At 76.4% G+C, this 15,342-nt stretch carries 2 protein-coding genes; both read left to right on the forward strand.

Annotation, left to right across the window (positions count from 1 at the left end; translation table 11 throughout):
* A partial coding sequence (locus ACZ4VL_RS33385) for a type I polyketide synthase (protein WP_468207633.1) occupies positions 1–4,788 on the forward strand: 4,788 nt, incomplete at its 5' end.
* Positions 4,789–4,861: 73 nt separating this feature from the next.
* Positions 4,862–15,337 (forward strand): type I polyketide synthase, encoded by a 10,476-nt coding sequence (locus tag ACZ4VL_RS33390; RefSeq protein WP_468207636.1) that lies wholly within the window; start codon positions 4,862–4,864, stop codon positions 15,335–15,337.
* The last annotated feature ends 5 nt before the right edge of the window (positions 15,338–15,342 follow it).

Here is a 15,342-nt window from a genome sequence, read left to right on the forward strand (position 1 = left end):
GCCGACCGTGGCTGGGACCTGGAGCGGCTGTACAGCCCGGACCCGGACCAGCAGGGCACGTTCTATGCCCGTGAGGGCGGCTTCCTCTACGACGTCGCGGACTTCGACGCCGACTTCTTCGGTATCTCGCCGCGTGAGGCCCTGGCCATGGACCCGCAGCAGCGTCTGCTGCTGGAGACGACGTGGGAGGCGTTCGAGCGGGCCGGTATCGACCCGACCAGCGTCCGCGGCAGCCAGGCCGGCGTGTTCGTCGGCACCAACGGCCAGGACTACGGGACCATGCTCGACTCCGTACCGGACGGCATCGAGGGCTTCCTCGGCACCGGCAACGCAGCCAGCGTCGTCTCCGGCCGACTCTCCTACGCCTTCGGGCTGGAAGGCCCGGCCGTCACTGTCGACACCGCCTGCTCGGCCTCGCTGGTGGCGCTGCACTGGGCGATCCAGGCCCTGCGCAGCGGCGAGTGCTCGCTGGCCCTGGCCGGTGGCGTGACCGTGATGTCGTCGCCGGGTGCCTACATCGACTTCAGCCGCCAGCGCGGCCTCGCCGCCGACGGCCGCATCAAGGCCTTCGCCGCGAGCGCCGACGGCACCGGCTGGGGTGAAGGCGTGGGCATGCTGCTTGTCGAGCGGCTGTCCGACGCCCGGCGCAACGGTCACCCCGTGTTGGCGGTGGTCCGCGGCTCGGCGATCAACCAGGACGGAGCCAGCAACGGCCTCACCGCCCCCAACGGCCCCTCCCAGCAGCGCGTCATCCGCGCCGCCCTCGCGAACGCCGGGCTGTCGCCCGCCGAGGTCGACGCGGTCGAGGCGCACGGCACCGGCACGACGCTGGGCGACCCGATCGAAGCCCAGGCCCTGCTGGCCACGTACGGCCAGGCCCGCCCGGCCGACCAGCCGCTCCACCTCGGCTCGATCAAGTCGAACATCGGTCACACGCAGGCCGCGGCCGGTGTCGCCGGCGTCATGAAGATGGTGCTGGCCATGCAGCACGGGGTGCTTCCGCAGACGCTGCACGTGGACGAGCCCACCCCGCACGTCGCCTGGGAGGCGGGGGAGATCGCCCTGCTGACCGAGCAGCGGGTGTGGCCGGAGACCGGCCGCCCACGCCGGGCCGGTATCTCCTCGTTCGGTTTCAGCGGCACCAACGCCCACACGATCATCGAGCAGGCTCCGGCGGCCGACGGCGCCACGCCGGCCGTGCTCCCGCAGCAGCGGCCCGGCGCCCTGCCGTGGGTGCTGTCCGCGAAGTCCGACGCCGCCCTGCAGGTGCAGGCCGAGCGGCTGGCGGCGCGGATCGCCGCGGACGAGACGCTCGAACCCGCGGACGTGGCCTACTCCCTGGCCACCTCCCGGTCGGCACTCGACCGCCGGGCCGTCGTCGTCGCGGGGGAGCGCGAGGAGTTCCTGGCCGCCCTGAAGGCCCTGGCGGCCGGTGAGCCGGCGGCCGGGCTCGTACGCGGACGGGTGTCCGCAGGCGCCTCGGCGTTCCTGTTCACCGGGCAGGGCAGCCAGCGCCTCGGTATGGGGCGTGAGCTGTACGACGCCCAGCCGGCGTTCGCGGACGCGCTCGACGCGGTCTGCGCCCGCATGGACGCCCACCTCGAACTGCCCCTGAAGGACGTCCTCTTCGGTTCCGACGCCGCCGCGCTGGACCGGACGGAGTACACGCAGCCCGCGCTGTTCGCGATCGAGGTGGCCCTGTTCCGCCTCGTCGAGAGCTGGGGCATACGGCCCGACTTCCTTGCCGGGCACTCGATCGGTGAGATCGCCGCCGCGCACGTCGCGGGCGTGCTGTCGCTGGACGACGCCTGCACCCTGGTCGCGGCCCGCGGCCGGCTGATGCAGGCCCTCCCCGCCGGCGGTGTGATGATCGCGCTGCAGGCGTCGGAGGACGAGGTCCTGCCGCTGCTGACCGACGCCGACCGGGTGTCCATCGCCGCGGTCAACGGCCCGCAGTCGGTCGTCATCGCCGGGGACGAGGACGCCGCGGCCGCCATCGCGGAAGCCTTCGAGGGCCAGGGCCGCAAGACCAAGCGGCTCTCCGTCAGCCACGCCTTCCACTCGCCGCACATGGACGGCATGCTCGACGACTTCCGCCAGGTGGTCGAGGGCCTGTCCCTCGCCGCCCCGCGGATCCCGGTCGTGTCCTGCCTGACCGGCTCCCTCGTCACCGACGAGGTGGCCTCGGCCGAGTTCTGGGTCCGGCACGTCCGCGACGCGGTCCGCTTCCTCGACGGCGTCCGCGCCCTCGAAGCCGCGGGCGTCACCACGTACGTCGAACTCGGTCCCGACGGCACCCTGTCAGCGCTCGCCGAGGACTGCGTCACCGAGCAGGCCGTCTTCGTGCCCGTGCTCCGCAAGGGCCGCGACGAGACCGGGACCCTGGTCACGGCGCTCGCCCGGGCGCACGTCCAGGGCGTGGCCGTCGACTGGTCGGCGCACTTCTCCGGCACCGGAGCCCGCCGCGTCGACCTGCCCACCTACGCCTTCCAGCGCCGGCGGTACTGGTTGGAGGAGGCCCCCCGCACCTCGGCGGCGACGCCCGCGGCCGCGGCCGGCGGTGCGGTGGACGCGGCCTTCTGGGAGGCCGTCGACAACGCCGACCTCACCGCCCTCACCGCCACCCTCGACATCGACATCGACGCCGAGCAGCCGCTGAGCGCCCTGCTGCCCGCCCTGTCCGCCTGGCGGCGGCAGCGCGCCGAGCGGTCGGTCGTCGACGGCTGGCGCTACGGGGTGACCTGGAAGCCGCTGGGCGACCCGGACGCGACCGCCCGACCCACCGGGACATGGCTGCTCGTCACCGCCGCCGGCGACGCCGCGGCCGCGGCCGCAGCCGTGGACCCGTCCGGGATCGGGGACGCGCTGCGGGGCCGGGGCGTGGACGTACGGGAGGTCGCCCTCGACCTCGCCGTGACCGACCGGGCGATCGTCGCCGACCGGATCCGCACGGCGCTCGCCGGGAACCGGGCCGACGGCGTGCTGTCCCTGCTGGCCTCCGCCGAGGCACCGCACCGGGCGCACCCCGCGGCGCCCGCCGGCCTGCTGCTCACCGGGGCGCTGGTCCAGGCCCTCGGAGACGCCGGCGTCGACGCACCCCTGTGGTGCGTCACCACCGGTGCCGTGGCGACCGGCCCCGCCGACCGGGTCCGTAGCGCCGCACAGGCCGAACTGTGGGGCTTCGGCCGCGTGGTCGCCCTGGAGCACCCCGAGCGCTGGGGCGGCCTCGTGGACCTGCCCGGCCGGGTCGACGGACGTGCGCTCGACCGGCTGCTCGCCGTCCTCGGCGGCGGCGCCGGGAACGGGCAGGCGTACGGGCACGGCTACGAGGACCAGATCGCCGTACGCTCCGCCGGGCTCCTCGCCCGCCGCATCGGCCACGCCGCCGCCCCCGCCGCGGACGGCGCGGACCGTGCGCCCTGGCGGGCCCGCGGCACCGTCCTCATCACCGGCGGCACGGGCGCGCTCGGCGCGCACGTCGCCCGCTGGCTCGCCGCCCACGGCGCCGAGCACCTGGTGCTGGCCGGCCGGCGCGGACCGCAGGCGCCGGGTGCCCAGGCACTGGTCGCGGAACTGGCGCAGCTCGGCGCCCGGGCCACGGCCGTCGCCTGCGACGTGACCGACCGGCAGGCCGTGGGCGACCTGCTCGCCGCCCTCCGCGACGACACCGGCACCCCCGCCCTCACCGCGGTCTTCCACACGGCGGGCGTCGGCCAGCTCGCGCCGCTCGCCGAGACCGGACCGGAGGAGACCGCCGCGGTCCTCGCCGCCAAGGTCGCCGGCGCCGAACTCCTCGACGAACTGCTCGGCGACACGGAGCTGGACGCCTTCGTCCTCTTCTCCTCCATCGCCGGCATCTGGGGCAGCGGCGGGCAGGCCGCCTACGCGGCGGCCAACGCCCACCTCGACGCCCTGGCGCAGCAGCGCCGCGACCGCGGACTGGCGGCCACCGCCGTGGCCTGGGGTCCGTGGGGCGAGGGCGGTCTCGTCGGTGACGACGAGGCGGCCGAGCAGCTGCGCCGCCGCGGTCTGCCGGTGATGGCGCCCGAACGGGCCGTCGCCGCGCTCCGGCAGGCGCTCGACGCGGGCGACACGACCGTCACCGTCGCCGACGTCGACTGGGACCTGTTCGTCCCCGCGTTCACGGCGTCCCGGCCGCGCCCGCTGATCGCCGACCTCCCCGAGGTGCGCCGCGTCCTCGACGCGGAGCAGCACACCGGCGCATCCGGCGCCGGCGACGGAGCTGCGGGGGACGCGGACCGGCTGGCCGCCGAACTGCGCGGCACGAGCGCCGACGAGGCCGAACGGATCCTGCTCGGCCTGGTCCGCACGCACGTCGCCGCGGTCCTCGGGCACGGCGGGGCCGCCGCGGTCGAGGCGGGCCGCGCCTTCAAGGACCTCGGCTTCGACTCCCTCACCGCGGTCGAGCTGCGCACCCGCCTCGGCTCCGCCACCGGACTGCGGCTGCCCGCCAGCCTCGTCTTCGACCACCCCACCCCCGCCGCCCTGGCAGCGCACGTCCGCGCCGAACTCCTCGGCGAGGACACGGCGCCCGCCCTGCCGGCGCTCGCGGAGATCGACAAGCTGGAGTTCGCCCTCGCCTCGGTCCCCGCGGACGACGCCGCCGAACGCGCCCGCGTCACGGCCCGGCTCGAAGCGCTCCTGGCCAACTGGAACAGGACCGAACGGGCCGCCCAGGCCGCCCTGGAGGACGAGGAAACAGCCATCGAATCGGCGTCCGCCGAGGACCTCTTCGACATCATCAACAACGAATTCGGAAAATCCTGACCTTTGATGCCCGATCCGATGCCCCACCCCGATCCCGCATGCATTCCGCATTTCTCCAGGAGGTGACGTTCCAGTGGCCGGCGCGAACGAAGAAAAGCTTCTCGAAAACCTGAAGTGGATGACCACGGAGCTCCGGCGGGCCCGCCGCCGCCTCCAGGAGGTCGAGCAGGACGCCCACGAGCCCATCGCCATCGTCGCGATGAGCTGCCGCTTCCCCGGGGGCGTACGGTCCCCCGAGGACCTGTGGCGGCTGGTGTCCGAGGGCGGTGACGCCATCACCGGATTCCCCGACGACCGCGGCTGGGACATCGCGTCCCTCGCCGACCCCGACCCCGACCGCAAGGGCACCTTCTACAACACCGGCGGCGGGTTCCTCGACGACGCCACCGTGTTCGACCCCGGATTCTTCGGCATATCGCCGCGCGAGGCCCTCGCCATGGACCCGCAGCAGCGCCAGATCCTCGAAACCTCCTGGGAGGTGTTCGAGCGCGCCGGAATCGACCCGGCGTCCGTGCGCGGCAGCCGCACCGGCGTCTACATCGGTGCGGGCGCCATGGGGTACGGCGCCGACCTCAGGGAGGTCCCGGAGGGCCTCGAAGGACTGCTCCTGACCGGTGGCGCCACCAGCGTGCTGTCCGGCCGGGTCAGCTACGTCCTCGGCCTGGAGGGCCCCGCCGCCACCATCGACACGGCCTGCTCCTCCTCCCTCGTCGCCCTGCACCTGGCCACCCAGGCCCTGCGCGGCCGCGACTGCTCGCTCGCCCTGGTCGGCGGCGTGTGCGTGATGCCCAGCCCCGACGTGTTCGTCGAGTTCAGCCGACAGCGCGGCCTCGCCGCCGACGGCCGCTGCAAGTCCTTCGCCGCGGCCGCCGACGGCACCGGCTGGTCCGAGGGCGTCGGCGTGCTGCTGGTGGAGCGGCTCTCTGACGCCCGCCGCAACGGGCACCCCGTGCTCGCCGTCGTCCGCGGCTCCGCCGTCAACCAGGACGGCGCCAGCAACGGCCTCACCGCCCCCAACGGCCCGTCCCAGCAGCGCGTCATCCGCCAGGCGCTGGAGAACGCCCGCCTGTCCGCCGCCGAGGTCGACGCGGTCGAGGCCCACGGCACGGGCACCCGGCTCGGCGACCCCATCGAGGCCCAGGCACTGCTGGCCACGTACGGCCAGGACCGGCCCGCCGGCCGGCCGCTGCGCCTCGGCTCCCTCAAGTCGAACCTCGGGCACACCCAGGCCGCCGCCGGTGTCGCCGGCATCATCAAGATGGTCATGGCCATGCGCCACGGCGTCCTCCCGCAGACCCTCCACGTCGACGAGCCCACCCCCGACGTCGACTGGTCGGCCGGCGAGGTGTCGCTCCTCACCGAGCCCACGGCCTGGCCCGAGACCGGGGCCCCGCGCCGCGCGGCCGTCTCCGCCTTCGGCGTCAGCGGCACCAACGCGCACACCGTCATCGAGCAGGCCCCCGAGGAGGAGCCGTCGGGCGAGGAGCAGCAGCCCGCCCCCGCCCCGGCCCGGCCCGCCGTGCTGCCCTGGACGCTGTCGGGCCGCAGCGCCGCCGCGCTGCGCGCCCAGGCCGCCCGGCTGATCGCCGCCCGGACCCGGGCCGCGGCCCACACCTCGGCCCTCGACCTCGGGTACGCCCTCGCCACCACCCGCACCGCCCTGGAGCACCGGGCGGTCCTCCTCGGCCGCACGGACGGCGACCTCGACACCGCCCTCGCCGCCCTCGCCGCCGGCGAGGACGCCGCAGGACTGGTCACGGACACCGCCGTCGAGGGCAAGACCGCGTTCCTGTTCACCGGGCAGGGCAGCCAGCGCCTCGGCGCGGGCCGCGAACTGTACGACGCGCACACCGAGTTCGCGGACGCCTTCGACGCGGTGTGCGGCCGCCTCGACCCGCTCCTCGAACTGCCGCTGAAGGACGTCCTGTTCGGAACGGACGCGGACTTCCTCGACCGGACCGCGTACACCCAGCCGGCCCTGTTCGCCGTCGAGGTCGCGCTGTTCCGCCTCATGGAGAGCCGGGGCCTGCGGCCGGACGCGGTCGCCGGGCACTCCGTCGGCGAGATCGCCGCCGCCCACGTGGCCGGGGTCCTCTCGCTGGACGACGCGTGCACGCTGGTCGCCGCCCGCGGCCGGCTGATGCAGGCCCTGCCCGCCGGCGGCGCCATGATCGCCGTACAGGCTTCGGAGGACGAGGTCCTGCCGCTGCTGACCGGTGCCGACCGGGTGTCCGTCGCCGCGGTCAACGGCCCGCAGGCCGTCGTGGTCGCCGGTGACGAGGATGCGGCGGCCGCCGTCGCCGCGCACTTCGAGGCGCAGGGCCGCAAGACCAAGCGGCTCACCGTCAGCCACGCCTTCCACTCGCCGCACATGGACGGCATGCTCGACGCCTTCCGGCAGGTGGCCGAGGGGATCACGTACCACGCCCCGCAGGTCCCGGTCGTGTCCTGCCTGACCGGTGCCCCCGTCACCGACGAGATGGCCTCGGCCGGGTTCTGGGTGCGGCACGTCCGCGAGGCGGTCCGCTTCCTCGACGCCGTCCGCGCCCTGGAGGCCGCCGGAGTCACCACGTACGTCGAACTCGGCCCCGACGGGGTGCTGTCCGCGCTCGCCCAGGAGTGCGTCACCGGCGACGGCGCCGCCTTCCTCCCCGCGCTGCGCGCCGGACGGCCCGAGCCCGAGACGGCCCTCGAAGCCCTCGCCCGCGCCCACGCCCACGGCGCCACCGTCGACTGGACGGCGTTCTTCGCCGGCACCGGCGCCCGACACACCGACCTGCCCACCTACGCCTTCCAGCACGAGCGCTACTGGCTGGAACCCGGCGCCGGCACGACCGGCGACGTGAGCGTGGCCGGCCTCGACCCCGCCGCCCACCCGCTGCTCGCCGCCGCCGTCACCCTCGCCGGCTCCGACAGCGTGCTCTGCACCGGCCGGCTGTCCCTGCGCACCCAGCCCTGGCTCGCCGACCACACCCTCGCCGGTGCGGCCGTGCTGCCGGCCGCCGCGTTCGTCGAACTCGCCGTACGCGCCGGCGACCAGGCCGGCTGCGACCACCTCGCGGAGCTGCTGCTCGACACCCCGCTCGCACTGCCCGCCGACGGCTCCGGCGTACGGGTCCAGGTGCTCGTCGAGGACGCCGACGCGCAGGGCCGCCGCGCCTTCACCGTCTCCGGCCGACCGGAGAACGGCGACGGCGACCTCGGCGAGGACGGCGGCTGGACCCGCCACGCCCGGGGCGTCCTCGCCCCCGCCGCCGCGCCGGAGGCGACGTCCCCCGCTCCCTCCGGTGCCACCGCGTGGCCGCCCGCCGGCGCCGAACCCCTCGACCTCGGCCCCCTGTACGGCGCCGAGGGCGTGGACGGCGCCGACGTCGCGAACGACGCCGAGGACACGGACGCCGGTCCGCGGCGCGGCCCGCTGTTCCGGGCCGTGGAAGCGGCCTGGCACCTGGACGGCGCGTACTTCGCGCAGGTGCGCCTGCCCGAAGGCGGGCCGGAGGCCTCCGCGTTCGGCCTGCACCCGGTGCTGCTGGACGCCGCCGCGCACGCCGCGATCGCCCTCGCAGCCGACGGCGCCGACACCGACGGCCGCGGCGCGGGCACCGGACCCGGCAGCGCGTGGTCCGACGTGACCCTGCACGCGGTCGGCGCCGGCGCCCTGCGCGTCCACGTCCGACCGGCAGCCGACGGCTCCGCCGCCCCGGCGTTCGCCCTCGACCTCGCCGACGACCACGGCGACCCGGTGGCCACCATCGGCCGCCTGACCCCGCAGCCGTACCCGGCCGCCGAAGCCGCCGGCCCCGCGCAGCCCGTACCGGCCGTCGTGCGCGAGGCACTGTTCCAGCTCGACTGGACGCCGCTGCCCCTGGCGACCGCCACCGGTGCGGGGGACGGGCCGGCCGGCGGCTGGGCCGTCCTCGGCCCCGTCGGCTTCGGCCCGGCCCCCCGCCACGCCGACCTGGCGGAGCTGGGCGCGGCCGTCGACGCCGGGGCCCCCGTACCGGCGTACGTCCTGGCCCCTTTCCCCCGGGAGACCGCCGGGACCGGACCGGACGCCCTGCGCGGGGCCACGCACCGGGCGCTCGCCCTGGTACACACCTGGCTCGCCGACGACCGGTTCGCGGCCTCCCGCCTGGTCGTCCTGACCAGCGCCACGGTCGCCGGCCCCGGCGCGGCCGTCGAGGACCTCCCGCACGCCGCCGTCCGCGGTCTGCTGCGCTCCGCGGAGACCGAGAACCCCGGCCGCTTCGTCCTCGCCGACGTACCCGAGCCCACCGACCCCGCCGACCCCGCCGACCCGGCCGCAGCGGCCGCCCTCGCCGCCGCCCTCGCCGCCGCCCTCGCCTCCGGCGAGCCGGAGCTGATGCTCCGCGACGGCGCCGTCCACGTCCCGCGGCTGCGCCGCACCCGCCCGACCGGCCCGGCCGGCGGTCCCCCCGTCGACCCGGACGGCACCGCCCTGATCACCGGCGGCTCCGGCACCCTCGCCGGGATCGTCGCCCGTCACCTCGTCACCGCCCACGGCGTGCGCCGGCTCCTGCTGCTCAGCCGCCGCGGCGCCGACGCGCCCGGCGCCGCCGAACGCACCGCGGAACTCGCCGCGCTGGGGGCCGAGGTCACCTGGGCCGCCTGCGACGCCGCCGACCGCGACGCCCTGGCCGCCGTCCTGTCCGCGATCCCCGCCGCACACCCCCTCACCACCGTGGTCCACACGGCGGGCGTCCTCGACGACGGCGTGATCGGCTCCCTCACCCCCGACCGCCTGGACACGGTGCTGCAGCCGAAGGCCGTCGCGGCCCTCCACCTGCACGAGCTGACCCGCGACCTGCCGGTCACCGCGTTCGTCCTCTACTCCGCCGTCGCCGGCACCCTCGGCAGCGCCGGCCAGGCCAACTACGCCTGCGCCAACGTCCTCCTGGACGCCCTCGCCGAGCACCGCCACCACCAGGGCCTGCCCGCCACCGCCCTGGCCTGGGGCCTGTGGGCCGACGCCAGCGGCATGACCGGCGGACTCGACGAGGCCCACCTGCGCCGCATGGAGCAGCAGGGCATGGGCGCCCTCACGGCCGCCGACGGCATGGCCCTGCTCGACGCCGCCCTGGCCTCCGGCCGGCCCGCCCTCGTCCCGGCCCGCCTCGACCCGGCGGCCCTCCGCGACGCCGCCGCGCCCGGCCCGGTCGCCCCCGTGTTCCGCGAGCTCCTCGGCCCGGCGGGACGCCGTACCGCGCGCACCCGGACCGACGGCGGCACCCCGCTCGCCGAACGGCTCACCGGCCTCACGCGCCCCGAACAGGACCGCGTCCTGCTCGACCTCGTACGGTCCCAGGTGGCCTCCGTCCTCGGCCACGCCTCGGCCGACCAGATCGAGGCCGCCAAGGCGTTCAAGGACCTCGGCTTCGACTCGCTGACCGCCGTCGAGCTCCGCAACCGGCTCGGCGCGGCCACCGGCCTGCGCCTGGCCAGCACGCTCGTCTTCGACTACCCGACGCCCACGGCGCTCGCCCACCACGTGCGCGCCGAACTCCTGGGCGAGGAGGCTGCGTTCGACCGGAACACGGCACCCGGCACGGCCCCGGCGGCCGGCGCCGACGACCCCGTCGCGATCGTCGCCATGAGCTGCCGCTACCCCGGAGGCGTCCGCACCCCCGAGGAGCTGTGGCGGCTCGTCGAGACCGGCGGCGACGCCATCGCCGGACTCCCCGGCAACCGCGGCTGGGACACCGCCGAGCTGCACGCCGCCGAGGCCGGCCACGGCCGGGCCTTCCAGGGCGGGTTCCTCTACGACGCCGACTCCTTCGACGCCGACTTCTTCGGGATCTCCCCGCGCGAGGCCCTCGCCATGGACCCGCAGCAGCGCCTGCTGCTGGAAGCCTCCTGGGAGACCGTCGAACGGGCGGGCATCGACCCGTCGTCGCTGCGCGGCAGCCGGGCCGGCGTGTTCGTCGGCGCCTCCTACACCGGCTACGACGCCCAACTGGAGCGGTCCGCCGACGTGGACGGCGTCCTCGGCCACGTGATGACCGGCAACGCGGGCAGCATCATGTCCGGCCGCGTCGCCTACGCCCTGGGCCTGGAGGGCCCGGCCGTCACCGTCGACACCGCCTGCTCCTCCTCCCTGGTCGCCCTGCACTGGGCCATCCAGGCGCTGCGCGCCGGCGAATGCAGCCTGGCGCTCGCCGGCGGCGTGACGGTCATGTCGACGCCCGGCACGTTCAGCGAGTTCAGCCACCAGGGCGGACTAGCCCCCGACGGCCGCTGCAAGGCCTTCGCGGCGGGTGCGGACGGTACCGGCTGGGGCGAGGGCGTCGGCATGCTGCTCGTGGAGCGGCTGTCGGACGCCCGGCGCAACGGGCACCCGGTGCTGGCCGTGGTCCGTGGTTCGGCCGTGAACCAGGACGGTGCGAGCAATGGTCTGACCGCTCCGAACGGGCCGTCGCAGCAGCGGGTGATCCGTGCCGCGCTGGCGAGTGCCGGCCTGTCGGCCGCCGAGGTCGACGCGGTCGAGGCGCACGGTACGGGCACCCGGCTGGGTGACCCGATCGAGGCGCAGGCGCTGCTGGCCACGTACGGGCAGGACCGTCCGGCCGACCGGCCGCTGCTGCTCGGGTCGATCAAGTCGAACATCGGTCACACGCAGGCCGCGGCCGGTGTGGCGGGCGTCATCAAGATGGTCATGGCGATGCGTCACGGGGTGCTTCCGCAGACCCTGCACGTGGACGAGCCCACCCCGCACGTCGACTGGACCGCGGGCGACGTCGCCCTGCTGACCGAGACCACGGCCTGGCCCGAGACCAGCCGGCCGCGGCGCGCCGCGGTGTCCTCGTTCGGCATCAGCGGCACCAACGCCCACACCATCATCGAGCAGGCACCGGCACCGGCACCGGCACCGGCCCTGGCCCCGCAGTCCGCGGACCGGCCCGCGCCGGCCCCGACCGCCCCGTCCGCCGGACCGCTCCCGTACGTCCTGTCGGCCAAGAACCCGCAGGCGCTCCGCGCCCAGGCCACCCGACTGCTGCCCGCGGCCGAAGCCCTCACCGGCGCCGGCGACCAGGACGGCTCCGGTCTCCTGGACCTGGCGTACTCCCTGGCCACCGGCCGGGCGGGCCTCGAACACCGGGCGGCGTTCACCGCCGCCGACCGCGCGGACCTGCTGGGCGCCCTCGCGGCCGTCGCGGCAGACGAGCAGACCCCGGGGCTGACCCGCGGGACGGCCTCCGGCGGCCGGCTGGCCTTCCTCTTCACCGGGCAGGGCAGCCAGCGCCTCGGCATGGGCCGCGAACTGTACGACACCCAGCCAGCGTTCGCGGACGCGCTCGACGCGGTGTGCGAGCGGCTCGGCGCCCACCTCGAACTGCCGCTGAAGGACGTGCTGTTCGGGTCCGACGCGGCCCTGCTGGACCGGACGGAGTACACCCAGCCCGCCCTGTTCGCCGTCGAGGTGGCGCTGTTCCGGCTGCTGGAGAGCCGGGGTCTGCGCCCCGACTACCTGTCCGGGCACTCGATCGGTGAGATCGCCGCCGCGCACGTCGCCGGGGTCCTGTCCCTGGACGACGCGTGCACCCTGGTCGCGGCCCGCGGCCGGCTGATGCAGGCCCTCCCGGCGGGCGGCGTGATGATCGCCGTCCAGGCCTCGGAGGACGAGGTCACGCCGCTCCTCACGGAGGGCGTGGGCATCGCCGCGGTCAACGGCCCGCAGTCGGTCGTGGTCGCGGGCGACGAGGACGCCGTGGCCGCCGTGGCCGGGTCGTTCCCGGACCGTAAGACCAAGCGGCTCACCGTCAGCCACGCCTTCCACTCGCCGCACATGGACGGCATGCTCGACGACTTCCGCAAGGTCGCCGAGGAGCTGACGTACGCCGCCCCGCGCATCCCGGTCGTGTCCAACCTGACGGGCGCCCTCGTCACCGACGAGATGGCCTCCGCCGACTTCTGGGTGCGGCACGTCCGCGAGGCCGTCCGCTTCCTCGACGGCATCCGCGCCCTGGAGGCCGCCGGCGTCACCACGTACCTCGAACTCGGCCCCGACGGGGTGCTGTCCGCCCTCGCCCAGGACTGCGTCACCGAGGACGCCGTGTTCGCACCCGTCCTGCGCACGGGCCGCCCCGAGCCCGAGACCGTCGTCACCGCCCTCGGCACGGCCCACGTCCACGGCGCCGCCCTCGACTGGACGGCCTACTACGCCGGCACCGGCGCCCGCTGCGTCGACCTGCCCACCTACCCCTTCCAGTCCCGGCGCCACTGGCCCGAGCCCGCCGCCGCGGTCGCCGCGGCCGGGGCGGCGCAGGGCGGCCCCGGCGTCAGCGAGGCCGACGCCCGGTTCTGGGACGTCGTCGAGCGGGCCGACCTGGCCGCACTCGCCGACGAGTTCGACGTCGACGGCGACCAGCCGCTCGGCACGGCCCTGCCCGCCCTGTCCGCCTGGCGGCGCGGGCGGCAGGCCCAGGCGCAGGCCGACTCCCTCCTCTACCGCGTCGTCTGGCAGCCGTGGACCGGCAGCGCCCCGGCCACCACGACGGCAGGTTCCGCCGGCACCTGGCTGGTCGCCGTACCCGCCGCGCAGGCCGACGACCCGTGGATCCGCGCCCTCACCGACCACCTGGCCGACCGCGGCGCCCGGATCCTGCCGCTCCCGCTGGACACCGCCGACAGCGACCCGGCCGTCCTGCGGGCCCGCCTGGACGAGCGGCTGCACGACACGGCGGCCGGGGGAGCGGTCACCGGCATCCTGTCGCTGCTCGCGCTCGACGAGCGGCCGCACCCCGAACACCCCGCAGTGCCCGTCGGACTCGCCCTCTCCCACGCCCTCGCCTCCGCGCTCACCGAACCCGGCGCAGAGCCCGTCCCCGGCGGCGCACCCCTGTGGTGCGTCACCCGCGAAGCCGTCGCCGCCACCCCCGGCGACACGCTCGGCGGCGCCGCCCAGTCCCAGGTCTGGGGCCTCGGCCGGGTCGTCGCCCTGGAGCACCCCGACCGCTGGGGCGGACTCGTCGACCTGCCCGAGGTGTGCGACGAGCGCACCCTGTCCCGGCTGACCGACCTCCTCACCGGCGCGGGCGCCGGCGACGAGGACCAGCTCGCGGTCCGCCCCGCCGGCACCCTGGTACGCCGCCTCGTCCACGCCACCCCGGCCGACACCGCCCCCGCCGACCGCTGGACCCCGCGCGGCACCGTGCTCGTCACCGGCGGCACGGGCGCCCTCGGCCGCCACGTGGCCCGCCGCCTCGCCGAACGGGGCGCACAGCGGCTCGTCCTCGTCAGCCGCAGTGGCGCCGACGCGCCCGGCGCCGCCGAGGTCCGTACGGAGCTCGAAGCGCTCGGCACGGCCGTGACCCTCGCGGCCTGCGACGTCACCGACCGGGACGCGCTCGCAGCGCTCGTCGCCGGCCTCGCGGCCGACGGCACCCCCGTCCGTGCCGTGGTGCACGCCGCGGGAACCTCCCAGCCGCCCGGCACCGGCACCGACCTGCCCGGCTTCGCCCGGGTCGTCACCGCCAAGACCGCCGGCGCCGTCCACCTCGACGCCCTGTTCGACGCACCGGACTCCCTCGACGCGTTCGTCCTCTTCTCGTCCATCGCCGGCACCTGGGGCAGCGGCGGCCAGGGGGCGTACGCGGCCGCGAACACCTTCCTCGACGCGCTCGCCGAACGACGCGCGGCCCGCGGGCTCGCCGCCACGGCGATCGCCTGGGGACCCTGGGCCGACGGCGGCATGGCAGCCGAGGGTGACGCGGAGGAGCAGCTCACCCGACGCGGACTGCCGCCCGTCGCCCCGGCGACGAACCTCCTCGCCCTGGAACGCGCCCTCGTGGGAGCGGACCCGGCGGTGACCGCCGCCGACGTCGACTGGGCGCGGTTCGCGCCCGTGTTCGCCGCGGCCCGGCCCCGCCCGCTCATCGCCGACCTGCCCGAGGTACGCGCCGCCCTGCGCCAGGACCCGGCGCCCGGCGGCGAGGCCGCGGCCGGCGACCCGTCCGCGGACCTGCTCCGCCGGCTCGCCGAACTCTCCGGCGAGGACCGGGACACGGCCCTCCTCGACCTCGTGCGCGAGCACGCGGCCGCGGCCCTCGGCCACCCGTCCGCGGACGCCGTCGCAGCCGACCGCGCCTTCAAGGACCTCGGCTTCGACTCCCTCACCGCCGTCGACCTGCGCAACCGCCTCGGCACCGCGTGCGGGCTGCGGCTCCCGTCCAGCCTCGTCTTCGACTACCCCAACCCCCAGGCCCTGACCCGCCACCTGCTGCGCACCCTCTTCGCAGGGGACGCCGGCGGCGCGGACCTGGACACCGACCCGCAGGACGCCGAGCTGCGCCGGACCCTGGCGACCATCCCGCTGGGCCGCATCCGCGCCGCAGGACTCCTCGACACCCTCCTGCAGCTCGCCGGACCCGACGCCCCGGCCGCCGACGAGGCCGGCCCGGACACCGTCGACCAGGCCGCGTCCATCGACGAGATGGACCTCCAGGACCTCCTCGACCTCGCCCTCGACGGCGGCGGCGACCCCGAGGACGGCGACGTCCCCGGCAACTCGACCAGCAACAGCAACTTCTGACGTGC

The sequence above is a fragment of the Streptomyces sp. NPDC029014 genome (assembly GCF_055564695.1).